The sequence below is a fragment of the Cupriavidus sp. OTU4054 genome (genome assembly GCF_038440175.1).
In the GTDB taxonomy this organism is placed as follows: Bacteria; Pseudomonadota; Gammaproteobacteria; order Burkholderiales; family Burkholderiaceae; genus Cupriavidus; species Cupriavidus pauculus_D.
The window spans coordinates 426,234-443,556 of sequence record NZ_JASATF010000001.1; the positions used below are offsets into that span (position 1 = coordinate 426,234).

Here is a 17,323-nt window from a genome sequence, read left to right on the forward strand (position 1 = left end):
GTGCCGGGGCTCAGGTACCGAGGAAGAAATCCTTCGCCACGGCGACCTGCGCGGGATCGACGAACGTCGGCGCGTGGCCCACGTCGGGAATTTCCACCGACCGCACCTGCTGGCCGCGCGCGGTCATTTCCGCGACGGTCTCGCGCAGCAGCAGATCGGATTGCGCGCCGCGCACGATCAGCGTCGGGCCCGGAATGCCCGCGAACAGCTGCCACAGCATGGCTTCCCCGGCCGCCGCCATCTCGGGCGTGGTCTCGCGGAACGGGACCGCGAGCGCCGGATCGTAATGCGGCCCCCACTCCATGCCGTCCGGCGTCTGGACGGGCTTGAGGATCGCGCCGTTCAGTTCGCGCCACTGCTCCGGCGTATGGCGGCCGAACGATGCGCTGATCGTCTGCAGATACGCAAGGCCTTCCTCGAACGTCTTGAAGCGCACGGGCAGGCCCAGGTAAGCGCCGATGCGCTCGAGCGCCTGCGGGGCGATCTTCGGACCCACGTCGTTCAGCAGCAGCTTGCGGATGGGCGACCTGGGCAGGCCCGCGAGGCTCATGCCGATCAGGCCGCCCATCGACGTGCCGAACCAATCGACCTGCTCGACGTTGAGCCGCGCGATCAGCGTGACCATGTCCGACACGTACTGCGGAATCACGTAGCGGTGCGGATCCGCCAGCCAGTCGGAACGGCCGCGGCCCACCACGTCGGGGCAGATCACGCGGTAGTCGCCCGACAGCGCGCGCGCCACGGTATCGAAGTCGCGGCCCGTGCGCGTCAGGCCATGCACGCACATCAGCACGCGCGGATTCGCGGGATCACCCCACTCGTGATAGGCCATGCGATGCAGGCCGGCGGTGCTGATGCACTGGACAAAGCCAAGGCGCGGACTGGACAGACTCGACGACATCGGGACTCCCTCTGAAGGCCGCTCCCGGCGGCAAAAAAACAGCGTGATGGCGATGCGGGGCAAAACGGGATTGTACGCCGCAGCGAGTACAATGCCACAGCACATCTCTCGACGGAGGCATTCATGCTCAAAGGCAAGACCGCCCTGGTAACCGGATCGACCAGTGGCATTGGACTCGGCATCGCGCAGGCACTCGCCGCGCAGGGCGCCAACATCATCGTCAACGGGTTCGGTGACGCGGACGGCGCAAAGGATGCGATCGCCAAGGCCGGCAACGGCATCAAGGTGGGCTATCACGGCGCGGACATGAGCAAGGCCGGCGATATCGAGGACATGATGCGCTATGCCGATGCGGATTTCGGCGGTGCCGATATTCTCGTCAACAACGCGGGCATTCAGTTCGTCTCCAATATCGAGGATTTTCCGATCGAGCGCTGGGACGCGATCATCGCCATCAACCTGACGTCGGCGTTCCACACGACGCGTCTGGCGCTCCCGGGCATGAAGCGGAAGAACTGGGGGCGCATCATCAACGTGGCCTCCACGCACGGTCTTGTCGCCTCGGCGCAGAAGTCGGCCTATGTGGCCGCCAAGCATGGCATCGTGGGCTTCACCAAGGTGACCGCGCTGGAAACCGCGCAGACCGGCGTGACCGCGAATGCGATCTGTCCGGGATGGGTATTGACGCCGCTCGTGCAGAAGCAGGTGGAAGCCCGCGCGCAGAAGGAAGGGATCGATATCGAGCAGGCCAAGCGCGAGCTCGTGATCGAGAAGCAGCCGTCGGGGCAGTTCGTGACGCCCGAGGAGCTCGGTGGGCTGGCGGTGTTCCTGGCCAGCGATGCCGCGAAGCAGGTGCGCGGCGCGATCTGGAATATGGATGGAGGGTGGGTGGCGCAGTAACCCCCCTCCCGAGGGAGAGGGGAGCGAACCGGCGTTACTTCACTGTGGCGCCGGTTTTTTGCTGGATCTCTTCGCGCGTCACGCCCGGCGCCAGCTCCACCAGTTTCAAACCGTCCGCGGTCACGTCGAGCACGCCGAGGTCCGTGATGATGCGGTTGACCACGCCCACGCCCGTCAGCGGCAGATTGCACTCCTTCAGGATCTTGATGTCCTCGGTGCCGTCCTTCTTCTTGGCCGTGTGTTCCATCAGCACGACCACGCGGCCCACACCGGCGACGAGGTCCATCGCGCCGCCCATGCCCTTGACCATCTTGCCCGGGATCATCCAGTTGGCCAGGTCGCCGCGTTCGTTGACCTGCATCGCGCCGAGGATGGCCAGGTTGATATGGCCGCCGCGGATCATCGCGAACGAGTCCGCCGACGAGAAGATCGACGAGCCCTTGAGCGTCGTCACCGTCTGCTTGCCGGCATTGATCATGTCGGCGTCCACTTCATCCTCGGTCGGGAACGGGCCGATGCCCAGCAGGCCATTTTCCGACTGCAGCCAAACCTCCATGCCTTCCGGCACATGGTTCGCCACGAGCGTCGGCAGGCCGATGCCGAGGTTCACGTAGAAACCGTCTTCGAGTTCGCGGGCTGCGCGCGCAGCCATTTCGTCACGTGTCCATGCCATGGTTGTCTCCTCACTTAGCACGCACGGTGCGCTGCTCGATGCGTTTTTCGGGGGTGGCGTTCAGCACCAGCCGTTGCACGAAGATGCCGGCCAGATGCACGTCGTCCGGATCGATCTCGCCGGTTTCGACGATCTGCTCGACTTCGGCGATCGTGATCTTGCCGGCCATCGCGCAGACCGGGTTGAAGTTGCGCGCGGTGCGGCGGAACACGAGGTTGCCGGCCTTGTCGGCCTTGTACGCCTTGACCAGCGCCACATCGGCGGTCAGCGACTGTTCCATGACGTATTGCTCGCCATTGAACTCGCGCACTTCCTTGCCTTCGGCCACGATCGTGCCGACGCCCGTCTTCGTGAAGAAGGCCGGGATGCCCGAGCCGCCGGCGCGCAGCTTCTCGGCCAGCGTGCCCTGCGGCGTGAATTCGAGCTCGAGTTCGCCGGCCAGGTACTGGCGCTCGAACTCCTTGTTCTCGCCGACGTACGACGAGATCATCTTCTTGACCTGACGCGTGGCGAGCAGCTGGCCCAGGCCGAAGCCATCGACACCGGCATTGTTGGAGATGCAGGTCAGCTGCTTCGCGCCGCTGTCGCGCAGCGCCGCGATCAGCGCTTCCGGGATGCCGCACAGCCCAAAACCGCCCACGGCGATCGTCTGGCCATCACGGACGACGTCCGCGAGCGCCTCGGTGGCGCTGGCGTAGACCTTGTTCATGCTTTGCTCCTTGTTCCTCGGTGATTCCCGCGCGGATGACGTGCCGCCCCGGGATGATCGGCAAGGCACGCCGGGAAATTGTAACGGTACAATCTTTCACGTGCGAGCGATGTCCGGGCCACAGCATACGCCAAGCCGCCGCGCCGACGCCATTACGTAAAAGTACATAAGGGACAAGCCTAGGGATGATGCCGGCCATCGATTACCAGACCGCCTTCCAGCTGGCACCCGTCGGCCTCGTGCTGTCGCGCGAGCGCATGATCGAGGATTGCAACGACGAGGTGTGCCGGATTTTCGGCACCACGCGCGCGGTGCTGATCGGACAGTCGTTCCAGACGCTCTACCCGACCGCCGACGAGTTCGAGCGGACAGGCGCGCGCATCGTGCCCATCATGAATGCGCGCGGCATGTATTCGGACGAGCGGATCATGAAACGGGCCACCGGGGAGCTGTTCTGGTGCCATGTCACCGGGCGGGCGCTCGATCGGCGGCAGGCGCTCGGGGCGGGCATCTGGACGTTCGAGGACCTGTCGCAGAAGCGGCCCGTGACGGCCGAGCTGACGGCGCGCGAACGCGATATCGCGGCGCAGCTGGTGGAAGGCAAGACCAGCAAGGAGATTGGCAAGCTGCTGGCGATCAGCCCGCGCACGGTGGACATCTACCGCGCGCGGCTGATGAAGAAGTACGGGGCCCACACGGCGGTGGACCTCGTACAGCGGCTGGTGAGTCGTTGATTCCCTGCTACGAGCGGCTGCGCCGCCCGCCCTCTCCCCAGGGGAGAGGGGAGCAAACACGCTTTATCGCTTGGCGATCGACTGTTCGGCCTTGGTCACGAGGTCCGCGCCGATCTGCTTCTTCCACTTGTCGTAGACCTTGGCGGTCGCCTTCTTGAACGCGTCGCGTTCGGTCGGCGACAGTTCGGTGACCTTCACGCCGTGCTGCTCCATGGCCTTCCATGCCGGCGCGCCGGCCTCGGACAGGCCCTTGCGGGCGAGCTCGATCTCCTGCTTGCCGGCATCGATGGCGGCCTGCTTGACGATATCGCGGTCCGCCGGGGTCCAGCTTTCCCAGATCTGCTTGTTGACCACGAAGATCAGCGGGTCGGCCACGTAGCCCCACGTCGTCACGAACTTCTGGCCCACGGTGTACAGCTTGGCGGCCGCGAAGATCGATTGCGGGTTCTCCTGGCCGTCCACGGCGCCCGAAGCCATCGCGGGCTGCGCGTCCGCCCAGCTCATCTGCGTCGGGTTGGCGCCCAGCGCGTTGAAGGTCTCGATATACAGCGGCGAGCCCACCACACGCAGCTTCAGGCCCTTCATGTCCTCGGGCTTGCGAATCTCGTGCTTGGAGTTCGACACTTCGCGGAAACCGTTCTCGCCCCATGCCAGCGGCACCACGCCGGCCTTCTCGAGCGTCGTGAACATCTGCTTGCCCACTTCACCCTGCGTCAGCGCGTCGATGGCCTTGTAGTCGGGCATCAGGAACGGCAGCGAGAACAGGTTCAGTTCCTTGACCTGCGGGGACCAGTTGATGGTCGAGCCGACGGCCATGTCGATCACGCCCTGGCGGATCGCGGAGAACTCGCGGGTCTGGTCGCCGCCCACGAGCGAGGTGCCCGGGTACAGCTTGATATTGATGCGGCCGTTGGTGCGCTGGCGCACGAGGTCGGCCCAGATTTCGCCGCCCTTGCCCCAGGGGAAGGCGGTACCGACCACGAGCGACAGCTTGTATTCGGACTTGTAGGTCTGGGCCATGGCGCCAGCGGGCGCGAGCGCCGCGGCGGCGATCGTGGCGGCAACGGACAGCATCAAAGCACGGCGTTTCATGCAACTCTCCTCGTTGGGAATCTTCGGTAAGTCTTGTCAATAACCAAGGTAGTCCGGCAGCCACGTCGCCAGCGGCGGGTAGGCCAGCACCATCAGCATCGCGACGAACATCGCGGCCAGCAGCCAGATGACCCATGGCACGGTCTCTTCCATGCGCACGCGGGCAATCCGGCACGACACCATCAGGTTCACCGCGAGCGGCGGCGTGAACTGGCCCAGCGCGACCTTGAGCGTCAGCACCACGCCGAACCACACGGGGTTCCAGTGGAACGCGTTGGCGATGGGCAGCAGCAGCGGCACGAAGATCAGGAAGATGGAAATGCCGTCGAGGAACATGCCCACGGTCATCAGCAGCAGCACGATCAGCGCGAGCACGCCGTATTCGCCGAGACCAGAGTTGGCGATGGCGGCGGCGAGCGGATCGATGACCCCGAGCGTGGACAGCGCGTAGGCGAAAATGCCGGCCAGCGCGACCACGAGCAGGATCACGGCCGAGGTTTCCGCGGCTTCCTGGAAGATCACGAACAGGTCGCGCATGCCGATGGAGCGATAGATCACCATGCCCACGAACAGGCCGTAGACCACCGCGACCACGGCCGCTTCGGTCGGCGTGAACCAGCCCGCGCGCATGCCGCCGAGAATCAGGAACGGCGCGACCAGGCCCCACGCGGCTTCACGCAGGCTCTTCCAGAACGGCGGGCGCGGCAGGCCGGCCTCGATGGCACCCATCTTGTGCTTGCGCGCGAGCCAGACCGCGGGGACGATCAGCGCCACACCGGCCAGCACGCCCGGGATCATGCCGGCCGCAAACAGCGCGGGCACCGAGGCGCCCGGCACGAGCACGCTGTAGATGATGAACGCGACCGACGGCGGGATCAGGATGTCCGTCGCCGCCGCGGCGCCCACCACCGACGCGCTGTACGCGGGCGGATAGCCGGCCCGCGACATCGCGGCGATCATCACGCCGCCGACGGCGGCCGCGTTGGCGGGACCCGAACCCGAGATGCCGCCGAGGAACATCGCGACGAGAATCGCGACCAGCGGCAGCATGCCGGGCCCGCGCCCGACGATGGCGATGGCGAACGTGACGAGCCGCGCCGCGACGCCGGACCGATCGAAGATCGAGCCGACGAGCACGAACATCGGAATGGCCAGCAGCGGGTACTTGGCCAGCCCCGCATAGAAGTTCTGCGGCACGGCCAGCAGGCCGAACATCTGCGTGTCGAGGTTGGACAACGCGATGGCGGCCACGCCGCCGAGGCCCAGCGACACGCCGATGGGCACGCCGAGCAGCATCAGGATGATGAAGACCGCAAACAGGACGATGGCGACGAGGGTCATGGCGCGCGCCCTCCCGCATCACGGTCGGCACGCTGCTGGCTCAGTGCCTTCAGCGCGCGCACGTTGCGCGCCATCAGGCCCAGCGCCCGCAGCACGATGGCCATCGAGAACACCGGCAGCCAGATCGAATACCACCAGCTGGGGACGCCGATGCCCGGCGAGGTCTCGCCGAACGTGTATTCGTCCCACGTGACGCGCGCGCCGAGCACGGCCAGCGCGAGGAACATCACGGCCACGCCGAGCGCGGAGAGGATGGCGAGCCGCCGCTGGCGGGCCTCGCTGCCACGCTCGAAGAAGAATTCGATGCGGATATTGCGATCGCGCGCCACCGCGGCGCTGCCGGCCACGAGCGCGAGCACGATCATCAGGAAGACCGAGAACTCCTCGGTCCAGGCGAACGATTCGTCGGTGAAATAGCGGACGATGACGTTGATGAAGGTGATGGCGACCAGCAATACCATCACGATGACGCCGACCCAGTCCTCGATACGCGGCGAGACGCGGAAATCCTTGTCTTTCGCTTCGTCAACGGCTTCCGGCACCACGGCCGAATCCATCAGGTGCTGCGAACCCGCGTGTTGCGGCCCGGCGTTGCGCCGTGCCTGCTCCTCTTGATCCATCTCCCCGGCCTCCGGTCCGGTCCGCGCGCGCGAGTACATACGTGTGCGTGCGCCGCGCGGTCATGCTCGTTTTTAATGTTTTGACGGCAAAAGCCTGTCGATTATGCCAAGAACTGCCCACCCCGAGGGACCGGATAAGCCCGGAGGTTCATGGACAGCACGCCCGCGCGCGCTTTTGGCGCGCTGCCGGGCGGATTGGCGGACTGCGGTTATACCATCCCGTCGTCGGCGGTCATCACGGCGCCGTTGATGAAGCGCGAGGCATCCGACGCCAGCAGCAGCATCAGGCCGTCGAGATCCTCGGGGCTGCCCAGCCGTTTGCGCGGCAGCATCTGGATCAGCTTCTGGCCCGCATCGGTGTCCCAGTGATGGCGATTGATCTCGGTCTCGATATAGCCCGGGCAGATCGCGTTGGTGTTGATGCCGTGCCGCGCCCATTCGAGCGCCATGGCCTTGGTCATCTGCACCACCGCGGCCTTGCTCATGCAATAGAGGCCGATCTGCGGCAGCACCTTCAGCCCCGCGACCGACGAGATATTGATGATGCGCGCCTGCGGCAGCGGATTGCCGAGCTTTTCCGCGCCCTTGGCCCGCGCGATCATGCGCTTGGCCACTTCCTGCGCCACGAAGAACGCGCCGCGCGTGTTCGTATCGAACACGAAGTCGAAATCGTCGGGCGTGACCTCGGAGAGCCGCTGCGTGGTGGATACCCCGGAATTGTTGACCAGGATATCGATGGAGCCGGCCTCGGTCTCCGCATGGGCAACGGCGGAGCGGATGCTGTCGAAGTCGGTGACATCGAGCCCGACCACGTGCGCGCTGCCGCCGTCCGCCTCGATGGCGGCCCGCAGTTCCTTGAGACGGTCCACGCGGCGCGATGCCAGCACGACCTTGGCGCCCGCGGCGGCCAGTACGGTGGCGAAACGCGTGCCGAGACCGCTCGACGCGCCGGTCACGAACGCGACCTTGCCTTCCAGATTGATCGACAAACCCATGATTACCTCGGTGTGGGGGCACGGCCAGTCAGGCCGGACGTCCGCCGCCTACCCTTGCCTGAAGCGGAAGGCAGCATACCAAAAAAAAGAACGGTCGTTCCAAAAAATGTCTTGCCTGAGGGTGTCGAGTCCCGGACAATGCCGGAGATTCTAAGAACTTGGTCCCCAAAGGGAAAGAGGAAAAACGCCTACAGGGCCCGCCTTTTCTCCCGCCACGCCCGGTTCGTCCAGTCAGCCGCAGCATCTCCCACAACCGCAGACCCGCATTCGCATATTGCGCGCTGCATTGCGCGGCAGTCATGCCGCCACGAAAAAGTAGAGGGTTAGAGACAATGGATCAGCAACAGCTCCTGGAGCAGTTCGGCCCCCGCGAAGCCATGGAGTACGACGTCGTCATTGTTGGCGCGGGCCCCGGCGGCCTGGCCACGGCGATTCGGCTCAAGCAGCTTGCCCAGGAGAAAGGTGGCGACGTCAATGTCTGCGTGCTCGAGAAGGGTTCGGAGCCCGGTGCGCACATCCTGTCCGGCGCGATCATGGATCCGCGCGCGCTGACCGAACTCTTCCCGAACTGGAAGGAGCTGGGCGCACCGCTGAACCAGCCCGTGGCCGAGGACAAGTTCCTGTTCCTCGACGAGACCGGCTCGAAGGCGACGCCCGACGCGCTGCTGCCCGAGTGCTTCCATAACCAGGGCAACTACATCATCAGCCTGTCGAACTTCGTGCGCTGGCTCGGCCAGCAGGCCGAGGCGCTGGGCGTCGAGATTTTCCCGGGCTTTCCGGCCGCCGAGGTCCTCTACAACGAAGACGGTTCGGTCAAGGGCGTGGCCACCGGCAATATGGGGATCAACAAGGAAGGCGAGCCCACCGAGAACTTCCAGCTCGGCATGGAGCTGCACGCCAAGTACACCATCTTCGCGGAAGGCGCGCGCGGCCACCTGGGCAAGCAGCTGATCGCGAAGTACAAGCTCGATGCGGGCAAGGATCCGCAGAGCTACGGTATCGGCATCAAGGAGCTGTGGGAGATCGATCCGGCCAAACACAAGGCTGGCCTGGTCGTGCACACGGCCGGCTGGCCCCTGGATCCCGCCACGTATGGCGGCTCGTTCCTCTATCACATGGAGGACAACAAGGTGGCCGTGGGCTTCGTGGTCGGCCTCGACTACACCAATCCGTGGCTGTCGCCGTTCGAGGAATTCCAGCGCTTCAAGACCCATCCGGAAATCCGCCAGTACTTCGAGGGCGGCAAGCGCATCGGCTATGGCGCGCGCGCGATCACGGCCGGCGGCCTGCTGTCGCTGCCCAAGACCGTGTTCCCGGGCGGCGCGCTGGTCGGCTGCGAAGCCGGTTACCTGAACGCCTCGCGCATCAAGGGCAGCCACGCCGCGATCAAGACCGGCATGCTTGCCGCCGATGCCGCGTTCGATGCGCTGCAGGCGGGCCGTCAGCACGACGAACTCTCGGCCTACCCGGCCGCGTTCGAGCAGAGCTGGCTCTACAAGGAACTGCTGCAGGCGAAGAACTTCAAGCAGTGGTTCAAGAAGGGCCGCACGACGGCCACGCTGATGACGGGCATCGAGCAATGGCTGCTGCCGAAGCTCGGCATTCGCAACCCGCCCTGGACGATCCATCGCACCAAGCCGGACCACGTGTACCTGAAGCCGGCGGCCGAGTGCCAGAAGATCGAATATCCGAAGCCCGACGGCAAGCTCACGTTCGATCGCCTGAGCTCGGTGTTCATCAGCAACACGAACCACGAGGAAAACCAGCCCGCGCACCTGACGCTCAAGGATGCGAGCGTGCCCGTGAACGTGAACTGGGAAAAGTTCGCGGGCCCGGAGGCGCGCTATTGCCCGGCCGGTGTGTACGAGTTCGTGCAGAACGATGCGGGCAAGGAACGGCTGCAGATCAATGCGCAGAACTGCGTGCACTGCAAGACCTGCGATATCAAGGACCCGACGCAGAATATCGTGTGGGTGACGCCGGAAGGCGGCGGCGGTCCGAACTACGTCAATATGTAAGACAGTTTCGGGCTTCGGCCATTTCCGATTGTGACGGGCGTGCCTAGGATGGGATTTTTCCTTCGCATGCTTTCACGATGGGTGTTTCGACGCGATGGGCGGCGCTTTGTAGATTGCGATGTTGTTTGCCATGTCGCTTGCTATCCCGTGTGCTGGCGGGCGCGCTGCTGGGCCGGGCGATAACGGCCATGGCCGCTGGCGACCCTGCCGTCGCCACGGTGCCCGGATGCAGTTCGCGCCTGCACGCCGCCTCGCAGCACTTCCTCGACGCCGCGTGCCGGCGTGAGATCCCGGACGCGGCTCCCGCGTCCGACGGCCCCCTCGCCTGCAATGGCAAACCCTCCACCGACTTCGCGCCCGCGTGGTACTACCTGCCGCTGCGGCATTACCGCACGCGCGAGATCGTGCCCGAACAGTGGCGCGTCGCCCCGGCCCCGCCCAACGCGTGGACGCGCGACGAGGCAGGACTGCATCGCGCCGGGATCCGCGCGCAACGCCAGTTTCGCCATGCCCTGCGCTTCCGCTTCGATACCGGCGGTGTCACGCCGTTACAGCCAGCCAGCGAAGTCGTTTCGCCGACGCTCGATGGATGGCTGGCCCAGTTGCACGCGGCACGGAACGACCCCGTCGCCATGCGGTGGCTGTCGTGGAGCATCCGGACGCGCGGGCTCGGCTGCGCGCCCGAGGAGTTGCTCGATCGATGGATCCATCGCGCGCGCGAGATGCAGGAGGATGCTCGCGACGCGGACGATGGGGCCCGCCCGCTGTTCGCGGCCGTGGCCTATGTGGGCGACGAAGCGGCCAGCATCGTCCACTACGTGGTCCATACCGGCACCGACGGCTTCGAACATCTGCTGATCGTGGACAGCATGCCGGCGCCATCGACGCTGCTCGACCCATTCGGGGACCGGACCGTGCACAACGGCATGGTGGCGACGATCCACCATATGAGCGCCGTGGCCGCCGAGAAGACCGATTTCCGCTCGGTCCGCGTCGGCATGAGCCTGCGCGTCAATGCGGAGGCCATGCGCGAAGCGGGGTTCGTGCGCGATGGCCCGGATGACGCCGCGCCCCCAGGCGGGACGACCTCGAGCCCGCGGGACGACCTGTAACGCTTCCCGCGCGCGTGCTATGCGTCGAACGATCGGACCCCTACACCGTCATCCGCGTGCTGCTCAGCAGTTGCTCGTAGATAAAGCACTGCAGCAGCGTCAGTTCGCGTTCGCCCAGCGCGTCGAACGCGACGCCGCATGCCGGGAATTCTTCGTCTTCGCTGCCGGCCGGCGCGCCGCGTACCTGCGCGTTGACCGTGACGTCGCTGTCGATCGATGCCGTGCGCAGGCGGAAGCGCAGGCGGATGCGGCTGCCGATGGCGAGGCCCGGGGCCGAGGTCTGGATCAGCGCGCCGCCCGTGCTGAGGTCCGATAGCAGGCCGAGCCTTGCCATCCCGCTTGCCACGAGCCCTTCCATCGGTTCGTCGTCGTTGTCGTGCACGAGGTATGCGGCCAGCCGCGTGGGGACGCGCGCGGCGCTGCGGACCGGCGTGTGTTCGGCTTCCGCGGGCGACGACAGCACCAGATAGCGGAACGGGCTGCGGCATGCGGCCGTGACCGTCGATGTGAAGCTATGGATCGCCTGTCCGGAGAAGCCACGCAGCAGCAGCGTTTCGCCAGCCTGCACCGTGAGTTCGCGGCCGCCGAGGCTTGGCCATGTCACGAACAGGCCCTGATCGATAAAGCCGATCAGCCGGCTGGCCGCCGCGCGCGAACTTTCGCCGGGCAGTTTCACGTGCAGCAGCGTGCCGACCTGCAGGCCGAGCGGGCCCGCGCTCAGGCGGCCGCCGCGTGGACTGACGGGGTCGTTCTCCGCTTCAGACAACTCGTCCGGGCGGCAGACGACGCCGTGGCGAAACACGAGCGCGAGGTCGCGCTTGTCGGGAATCACGCAACCGCTGCCGAGCATCAGGTTGCCGTCGCCGTCGAGCAGCGACCATGGCAGGGGCGCGCCGACCGGCAGGTCTTGAGGGGATAGCTGGATCATGGCAAGCGTCTCCATGAGAGCGGCTGAAAAGGTCCAACGACCGTTCTCATCCGCAAATGTCACGAGCGGTCGGACGGTGGGCGTCCGCCAGATTTGATATTTATCTGCTATCGACCGTTTGAAGACAACCTTGACCCCTCTCTCGACCCCCATTAGCGGGGGGATCGGCCTTGCGGCTTGACGGGCCGGCTCGCCGCGGCCACAATCTGTCCATTCAAAGCTGTCTGACAGCCTGACATATCAATGGAACCGCTTTCCCGCCCTGCCTCGCTGGCCAACCGTATTGCCCAGACCCTGCGCGACGATATCGCGGCCGGCCGATTCCCTGCCGGGGCGCGGCTTCCGGCCGAATCGGGGCTGGCCGAAGCGTTTGGCGTAAGCCGGCCGATCGTGCGGGAAGCCATTGCCCTGCTCAAGGCCGACGGCGTGCTCGTGACGCGCAAGGGCTCCGGCGCCTATGTCTCGGAAACGCCGGGCGGGCAGGTGTGGCGGGTGCCCAGCGCGCCGGACGGCGGGCCGTCGCTCGAACAGCTGTTCGAGTTGCGGCGCGTGGTCGAGGTGGCCTGCGCGGAGATGGCCGCGCGGCGGCGCACGCAGGCCGATATCGCGGCGATTCGTACCGCGCTGGATGCCATGCACGCGCATGCGATGGATTTTCCGAGTGCCGCGGCGGCCGATGTCGCGTTTCATCATGCGATTGCCGCGGCCGCGCATAACCCCTGCTTTACCGGGCTGACCGACTTCGTGAGCCAGCAATTGCTGATCGCGCGGCAGCGCGCGTGGGAGAACAGCGCGCGCCTGTCCGCGCAGACCGGCGCGCCGCGCGCGGCCGATGCCGAGCATGCGGCGCTGGTCGCGGCCATCGAGGCGGGCGATGCGGCGCGGGCACGGGCCGCGGCGCAGGCGCACCTTGCGGCCGCCGCGGCACGCATGGGGCTCGCTTTGTCCTGACAGATCACACGTACCGAGGAGCATTGGATGGAACAGGTCGATTGCGTCGTCATTGGCGCCGGCGTCGTGGGACTAGCGGTGGCGCGCGCGCTCGCGCTGCAGGGGCGCGAGGTCATCGTGCTCGAGGCCGAGAATGCGTTCGGGACGATAACCAGCGCCCGCAACAGCGAGGTGATCCACGCGGGCATCTACTACCCTGCCGGGTCGCTCAAGGCCGAGCTGTGCGTGCGGGGCAAGGCGATGCTGTACGACTTTTGCGAGAGCCATCATGTCGAGCATCGGCGTTGCGGCAAGCTCATTGTCGCGACGAGCGCGGGTCAGGTGGCGACGCTCGAGGACATTCGCGCGAAGGCGGCGGCCAATGGCGTCCACGATCTGCGCATGCTCACGCGCGACGAGGCGCGGGCACTGGAACCTCAGCTCGAATGCGAGGCGGCCCTGCTTTCGCCCTCCACCGGGATCATCGATAGCCACGGGTTGATGACGGCGCTGCTTGGCGATGCGGAGAATGCCGGGGCCATGCTGGCGGTGCAGTCGCCGGTGTTATCGGGGGCGGTCACGGCCGAGGGGATTCGGCTCGAGGTCGGGGGCGAGGGGACGACGACGCTGCTGGCGCGCACCGTGGTGAACTCCGCGGGGCTCACCGCGCCGGAGCTTGCGCGGCGTATCGACGGGATGCCTTTGGCGCATGTGCCGCCGCAGTTTTATGCCAAGGGGTGCTATTTCACGCTGGCGGGACGCGCGCCGTTTTCGCGGCTGATTTATCCGGTGCCGGAGGCGGCCGGGCTGGGGGTCCATCTGACGCTGGACCTCGGCGGACAGGCGCGGTTCGGGCCGAATGTGCGGTGGATCGACGAGATCGAATACAGCGTGCCGCCGCACGATGCGGATGGGTTCTATGCCGAAGTGCGGCGGTATTGGCCGGGACTTGCCGATGGGGCGCTGCAGCCCGGGTATGCGGGGATTCGGCCCAAGATCAGCGGACCTTCGGAGGCCGCGGCGGATTTCCGGATCGATGGGCCGGGCGTGCATGGGGTGCCGGGGTGGGTGAATCTGTTCGGGATCGAGTCGCCGGGGTTGACGTCGTCGCTGGCGATTGCGGAGCGGGTGGGGGGATTGGTTTGAGGCGCCCCTCCAACCCAGCCAAGACGCTCTCACCCCCAGCCCTTCTCCACCTCGTCATACCGAAAACTCTTCCACGCACAGCACGCGCCGAGCAACGCCGCGATGGCGGCGAGGCCGAACGTGTGCGACGGCGCCAGGGTCTTCCATGTCCAGCCCATGGCGAGGCCGCCGAGGGTGCCGCCCACGCCGTACGAGATACCCGTGTACAGCGCCTGCCCCCTCCCCTGCAGCGGCCCCGCGAACCAGTGCTGCAGCCGCTTGAGGCTTGCGCTGTGGTGCGCGGCGAACGTCGCGGCATGGAGGATCTGCACCGTGGCCATCAGCCACGCGAACTGCGCGAGGTAGCCCGTGAGGCCGAACCGCACCGCCGCCAGCACGAACGTCCCTGCCAGGATCGTGCGCAATGCAAAGCGCGAGAACAAACGGCCCTGGTAGAAGAAGAAAACGATCTCCGCAACCACCCCGATGGTCCACATTACGCCGATGGCCAGCTTGCCGTAGCCGAGCCGCTCGAGATACAGAGAGTAGAAGACATAGAGCGCCGCATGCGCGAACATCATCAGCAATGCGGAAGCGAAGAACCATGCGACGTCGGGACGGCGCAGCAATGGCAATGCGGGCGGCGGCCGAACGCGGGGACCGTCGTCCGTGGCGTCGCGCATGCCCAGCACCACGAGCGCGAACAGGCCCAGCATCGCGCTGGCGAGCCACGGAAACGCGAGAATGCCGAAGTGCTCGAACAGCGCGCCACCCAACAGTACCGCGCCGATAAAGCCCGCCGAACCGAACATGCGCACACGGCCGTAACGGTGGTCGAACGCGCCATGGCGGCGCAGCGTGGAGATGGTGAGCGCATCGCCGAGCGGCGACATCGCGCTGGTGATCAGATTGAGGCCGATCATCATCGCCATCATGCCGCCATAGGTTTCCACCCCGGGCACGATCAGGAAGGCGAGCAGTGCGGACACCGCCGTCAGGCGAAGAATCCGCACGCGCGTGTGCATGACGTCGGAGAGCCAGCCCCACAGATAAGGGCCGACGATGCGGCTGACCTGAAAGCAGGCCATCAGCACGCCGATCTGCACGGGCGAGAACCCGCGTCCGGAGAAATACAGGCTGATATAGGGCGAGATGACGCCTACATAGCCGTAATAACCGAGATAGAACAGCCCGAAGCGAAGATAGGTGGCGGTATCGATGCCGGTCCGCTCGCCCGCCCCGCCCTGTTTCTCGCTCCGGCTGGCGCTCAAGACTGTGCCGGAATGCGCGGGGTGTCCACGTGCACGTCGCCGTTCTGCGCGCGATGGCGCAGCGCGTGATCCATCAGCACGAGCGCGAGCATCGCTTCGGCGATCGGCGTGGCGCGAATGCCTACGCACGGATCGTGACGGCCGAACGTCTCGACCGTGGCCGGCGTGCCCGCCTTGTCGATCGATCCCTTCGGCGACCGGATGCTCGACGTCGGCTTGATCGCGATGGAGACCGTGATGTCCTGGCCGGTCGAGATACCGCCGAGCACGCCGCCCGCATTGTTCGTGCGGAAGCCCTCGGGCGACAGTTCGTCGCCATGCTCGGTGCCGCGCTGGGCCACGCTGCCGAAGCCCGCGCCGATCTCGACGCCCTTGACCGCGTTGATGCCCATCATCGCGTGCGCGATATCGGCATCGAGCCTGTCGAACAGCGGCTCGCCGAGGCCCACCGGCACGCCGCTGGCCACCACGTTGATCCGCGCGCCGACGGAGTCGCCGTCATGGCGCAGCGCGTCCATATAGGTCTCGAGCTCGGGGACGATATCTTCATTGGGCGCGAAGAACGGGTTCTCCGGCACATGCTTCCAGTCGATGAACGGCACCTGGATCTCGCCGAGCGCCGACATATAGCCACGGATCTCGGTGCCGTACTGCTCGCGCAGCCACTTCTTGGCAATGGCCGCCGCGGCCACGACGGGCGCGGTCAGGCGGGCCGACGACCGGCCGCCGCCGCGATAGTCGCGGATGCCGTATTTCTGCCAGTAGGTGTAGTCGGCGTGACCGGGACGGAAGGTCTCGACGATATTGCCGTAGTCCTTGCTGCGCTGGTCGGTATTGCGGATCAGCAGGCAGATGGGCGTACCCGTGGTCTTGCCCTCGAACACGCCCGACAGGATCTCGACCTGATCGGGCTCCTTGCGCTGCGTGACGTGGCGCGAGGTCCCGGGCTTGCGGCGATCGAGGTCGCCCTGGATGTCGGCCTCGGTCAGCGACAGGCCCGGCGGGCAGCCGTCCACGACGGCGCCGATGGCGGGACCGTGCGATTCGCCGAACGTGGTGACAGTGAACAGCAGGCCAAGGGTATTGCCGGACATGATCGAAACCGCCGAGAAGTCAAAAACGGCCTACATTGTACGGCTAATTTGGGTCCCGATCGGCGCCCCGCTGGCGTCACCCTACTCCCGGACCGCGCCATTGGCCGCTTCGGGCATGGCGACGCCACCCTCGATGGCGGGCGCGGCCAACGCCGGGCTGGCCGCGACGGGGAACGCAAAGTCGGGATAGAACTCGCGCCGCATGCGCGCGATATAGGCCACCAGATTGGGCCGCGCCTCGGCCGCCGTGCGGATCGGCGTCTCGAACACCGGCGACATCAGCGCGCCGGCAAACGCGAACAGCGTGGCGTCCGCGCCGCATGGCCGGTCGCCCATCAGGTACGGCTTGTCCCCGAGGACATCCGCGATCGCGCCCACGCCGTGATTGGCCAGCACCACCAGTTCGTCGTCGGTATAGCGCCCCGCGCCCTGGCTCCACAGCATCTGCCGCACCTTGCGCTGGACCAGCCGCTCCACGAGCCCGCGCACGGGCGCCGGCACGCGGCGGAAGTACATCGCGGGCCCGCGCGCGAAGTTCTCGCGATCCAGCCAGCGCACGCGCGCGACCACCCAGTACAGGTTGTCCTCCATCAGCTTCTCGATGGCCCACGCCGTGCCGCGCTGCGCGGCATCGAGGCCTTCGTCGAAGTCGATGTGATAGGTCTTCTCGAGATACAGCCGGATCAGCGTGGAGTCCGCGACGATCCGCCCCGTATCGTCGAGATACGGCAGCTTGCCCTTGGGCGCGCGGCGGAAGCTGCCGCGCCGCGTCTCGTAGGGCAGCCCCGACAGCTTGAGCAGCATCTCCGCCTTGGTGACGAACGGGCTGGCATCGGGCAGCCCGAACGCGGGGCCGAACGTGTAGAGCGTGATCATGGTC

17 protein-coding genes are annotated in these 17,323 nt (G+C 66.4%); 6 read left to right on the forward strand and 11 right to left on the reverse strand.

Annotation, left to right across the window (positions count from 1 at the left end; all coding sequences use genetic code 11):
• Positions 1–10: 10 nt before the first annotated feature.
• Entirely contained in the window at positions 11–901 is an 891-nt protein-coding gene (locus AAHB16_RS02175; RefSeq protein ID WP_150372103.1) for an alpha/beta fold hydrolase, read from the reverse strand.
• A 123-nt stretch (positions 902–1,024) separates the two neighbouring features.
• On the opposite strand from AAHB16_RS02175, the gene AAHB16_RS02180 reads away from it, so the two are divergent.
• A complete protein-coding gene (locus AAHB16_RS02180) occupies positions 1,025–1,801 on the forward strand; it encodes a 3-hydroxybutyrate dehydrogenase (RefSeq protein ID WP_150372104.1) in 777 nt (258 codons plus the stop codon).
• Positions 1,802–1,835: 34 nt separating this feature from the next.
• On the opposite strand, the gene AAHB16_RS02185 is transcribed toward AAHB16_RS02180, so the two are convergent.
• Together AAHB16_RS02185 and AAHB16_RS02190 are read right to left on the reverse strand one after the other, a co-directional pair.
• A complete protein-coding gene (locus AAHB16_RS02185; RefSeq protein WP_150372105.1) occupies positions 1,836–2,474 on the reverse strand; it encodes a CoA transferase subunit B in 639 nt (212 codons plus the stop codon).
• Between the two features lie 10 nt (positions 2,475–2,484).
• Positions 2,485–3,183, reverse strand: a complete 699-nt coding sequence (locus AAHB16_RS02190; RefSeq protein ID WP_150372106.1) for a CoA transferase subunit A — start codon at positions 3,181–3,183, stop codon at positions 2,485–2,487.
• A 188-nt stretch (positions 3,184–3,371) separates the two neighbouring features.
• Here AAHB16_RS02190 and AAHB16_RS02195 point away from each other — a divergent pair, with 188 nt between their 5' ends.
• A complete protein-coding gene (locus AAHB16_RS02195; RefSeq protein ID WP_150373808.1) occupies positions 3,372–3,917 on the forward strand; it encodes a PAS and helix-turn-helix domain-containing protein in 546 nt (181 codons plus the stop codon).
• Between the two features lie 63 nt (positions 3,918–3,980).
• On the opposite strand, the gene AAHB16_RS02200 is transcribed toward AAHB16_RS02195, so the two are convergent.
• From AAHB16_RS02200 to AAHB16_RS02215, 4 genes are all read right to left on the reverse strand, one after another.
• On the reverse strand, positions 3,981–5,009 hold the full coding sequence (locus AAHB16_RS02200; protein ID WP_150372107.1) for a DctP family TRAP transporter solute-binding subunit: 1,029 nt from the start codon (positions 5,007–5,009) through the stop codon (positions 3,981–3,983).
• Positions 5,010–5,045: 36 nt separating this feature from the next.
• Positions 5,046–6,350, reverse strand: a complete 1,305-nt coding sequence (locus tag AAHB16_RS02205) for a TRAP transporter large permease (protein WP_150372108.1) — start codon at positions 6,348–6,350, stop codon at positions 5,046–5,048.
• Positions 6,347–6,970, reverse strand: coding sequence for a TRAP transporter small permease (locus AAHB16_RS02210; protein WP_150372109.1), 624 nt, complete (start codon positions 6,968–6,970; stop codon positions 6,347–6,349). Before AAHB16_RS02210 ends, AAHB16_RS02205 begins: the two co-directional genes overlap by 4 nt.
• Positions 6,971–7,179: 209 nt before the next feature.
• Positions 7,180–7,965: an SDR family oxidoreductase gene (locus AAHB16_RS02215; protein WP_150372110.1), complete on the reverse strand. Its 786-nt coding sequence runs from the start codon at positions 7,963–7,965 to the stop codon at positions 7,180–7,182.
• Between the two features lie 332 nt (positions 7,966–8,297).
• Here AAHB16_RS02215 and AAHB16_RS02220 point away from each other — a divergent pair, with 332 nt between their 5' ends.
• Together AAHB16_RS02220 and AAHB16_RS02225 are read left to right on the forward strand one after the other, a co-directional pair.
• A complete protein-coding gene (locus tag AAHB16_RS02220; RefSeq protein WP_342049952.1) occupies positions 8,298–9,983 on the forward strand; it encodes an electron transfer flavoprotein-ubiquinone oxidoreductase in 1,686 nt (561 codons plus the stop codon).
• Between the two features lie 188 nt (positions 9,984–10,171).
• Positions 10,172–11,095: a hypothetical protein gene (locus AAHB16_RS02225; RefSeq protein ID WP_342049953.1), complete on the forward strand. Its 924-nt coding sequence runs from the start codon at positions 10,172–10,174 to the stop codon at positions 11,093–11,095.
• A gap of 40 nt (positions 11,096–11,135) precedes the next feature.
• Here the strand turns inward: AAHB16_RS02225 and AAHB16_RS02230 are convergent, their stop codons facing one another.
• Positions 11,136–12,023, reverse strand: coding sequence for a flagellar brake protein (locus AAHB16_RS02230; RefSeq protein WP_150372113.1), 888 nt, complete (start codon positions 12,021–12,023; stop codon positions 11,136–11,138).
• A 243-nt stretch (positions 12,024–12,266) separates the two neighbouring features.
• Here AAHB16_RS02230 and AAHB16_RS02235 point away from each other — a divergent pair, with 243 nt between their 5' ends.
• Positions 12,267–12,974 carry a FadR/GntR family transcriptional regulator gene (locus AAHB16_RS02235; protein WP_342049954.1) on the forward strand — a complete coding sequence of 236 codons (708 nt, stop codon included), beginning with the start codon at positions 12,267–12,269 and terminating at the stop codon, positions 12,972–12,974.
• Positions 12,975–13,001: 27 nt separating this feature from the next.
• Positions 13,002–14,099, forward strand: coding sequence for an NAD(P)/FAD-dependent oxidoreductase (locus tag AAHB16_RS02240; protein WP_342049955.1), 1,098 nt, complete (start codon positions 13,002–13,004; stop codon positions 14,097–14,099).
• 29 nt (positions 14,100–14,128) lie between these two features.
• Here the strand turns inward: AAHB16_RS02240 and AAHB16_RS02245 are convergent, their stop codons facing one another.
• The 3 genes from AAHB16_RS02245 to AAHB16_RS02255 all read right to left on the reverse strand — a co-directional run bounded on the left by AAHB16_RS02245 (position 14,129) and on the right by AAHB16_RS02255 (position 17,319).
• Positions 14,129–15,268 (reverse strand): MFS transporter, encoded by a 1,140-nt coding sequence (locus tag AAHB16_RS02245; protein ID WP_317889539.1) that lies wholly within the window; start codon positions 15,266–15,268, stop codon positions 14,129–14,131.
• 77 nt (positions 15,269–15,345) lie between these two features.
• The gene (aroC, locus tag AAHB16_RS02250) at positions 15,346–16,443 is read right to left on the reverse strand and encodes a chorismate synthase (RefSeq protein WP_150372116.1); all 1,098 of its coding nucleotides are present in this window, start codon (positions 16,441–16,443) and stop codon (positions 15,346–15,348) included.
• An 81-nt stretch (positions 16,444–16,524) separates the two neighbouring features.
• Positions 16,525–17,319: a glutathione S-transferase C-terminal domain-containing protein gene (locus AAHB16_RS02255; RefSeq protein WP_342049956.1), complete on the reverse strand. Its 795-nt coding sequence runs from the start codon at positions 17,317–17,319 to the stop codon at positions 16,525–16,527.
• Positions 17,320–17,323 lie beyond the last annotated feature (4 nt).

Excerpts from the sequence above, each read along its gene's own strand:
- AAHB16_RS02175 (WP_150372103.1), bottom strand. The coding sequence starts at position 901 with ATGTCGTCGAGTCTGTCCAGTCCGCGCCTTGGCTTTGTCCAGTGCATC.
- AAHB16_RS02180 (WP_150372104.1), top strand. The coding sequence starts at position 1,025 with ATGCTCAAAGGCAAGACCGCCCTGGTAACCGGATCGACCAGTGGCATT.
- AAHB16_RS02185 (WP_150372105.1), bottom strand. The coding sequence starts at position 2,474 with ATGGCATGGACACGTGACGAAATGGCTGCGCGCGCAGCCCGCGAACTC.
- AAHB16_RS02190 (WP_150372106.1), bottom strand. The coding sequence starts at position 3,183 with ATGAACAAGGTCTACGCCAGCGCCACCGAGGCGCTCGCGGACGTCGTC.
- AAHB16_RS02195 (WP_150373808.1), top strand. The coding sequence starts at position 3,372 with ATGCCGGCCATCGATTACCAGACCGCCTTCCAGCTGGCACCCGTCGGC.
- AAHB16_RS02200 (WP_150372107.1), bottom strand. The coding sequence starts at position 5,009 with ATGAAACGCCGTGCTTTGATGCTGTCCGTTGCCGCCACGATCGCCGCC.
- AAHB16_RS02205 (WP_150372108.1), bottom strand. The coding sequence starts at position 6,350 with ATGACCCTCGTCGCCATCGTCCTGTTTGCGGTCTTCATCATCCTGATG.
- AAHB16_RS02210 (WP_150372109.1), bottom strand. The coding sequence starts at position 6,970 with ATGGATCAAGAGGAGCAGGCACGGCGCAACGCCGGGCCGCAACACGCG.
- AAHB16_RS02215 (WP_150372110.1), bottom strand. The coding sequence starts at position 7,965 with ATGGGTTTGTCGATCAATCTGGAAGGCAAGGTCGCGTTCGTGACCGGC.
- AAHB16_RS02220 (WP_342049952.1), top strand. The coding sequence starts at position 8,298 with ATGGATCAGCAACAGCTCCTGGAGCAGTTCGGCCCCCGCGAAGCCATG.
- AAHB16_RS02225 (WP_342049953.1), top strand. The coding sequence starts at position 10,172 with ATGGCCGCTGGCGACCCTGCCGTCGCCACGGTGCCCGGATGCAGTTCG.
- AAHB16_RS02230 (WP_150372113.1), bottom strand. The coding sequence starts at position 12,023 with ATGATCCAGCTATCCCCTCAAGACCTGCCGGTCGGCGCGCCCCTGCCA.
- AAHB16_RS02235 (WP_342049954.1), top strand. The coding sequence starts at position 12,267 with ATGGAACCGCTTTCCCGCCCTGCCTCGCTGGCCAACCGTATTGCCCAG.
- AAHB16_RS02240 (WP_342049955.1), top strand. The coding sequence starts at position 13,002 with ATGGAACAGGTCGATTGCGTCGTCATTGGCGCCGGCGTCGTGGGACTA.
- aroC (WP_150372116.1), bottom strand. The coding sequence starts at position 16,443 with ATGTCCGGCAATACCCTTGGCCTGCTGTTCACTGTCACCACGTTCGGC.
- AAHB16_RS02255 (WP_342049956.1), bottom strand. The coding sequence starts at position 17,319 with ATGATCACGCTCTACACGTTCGGCCCCGCGTTCGGGCTGCCCGATGCC.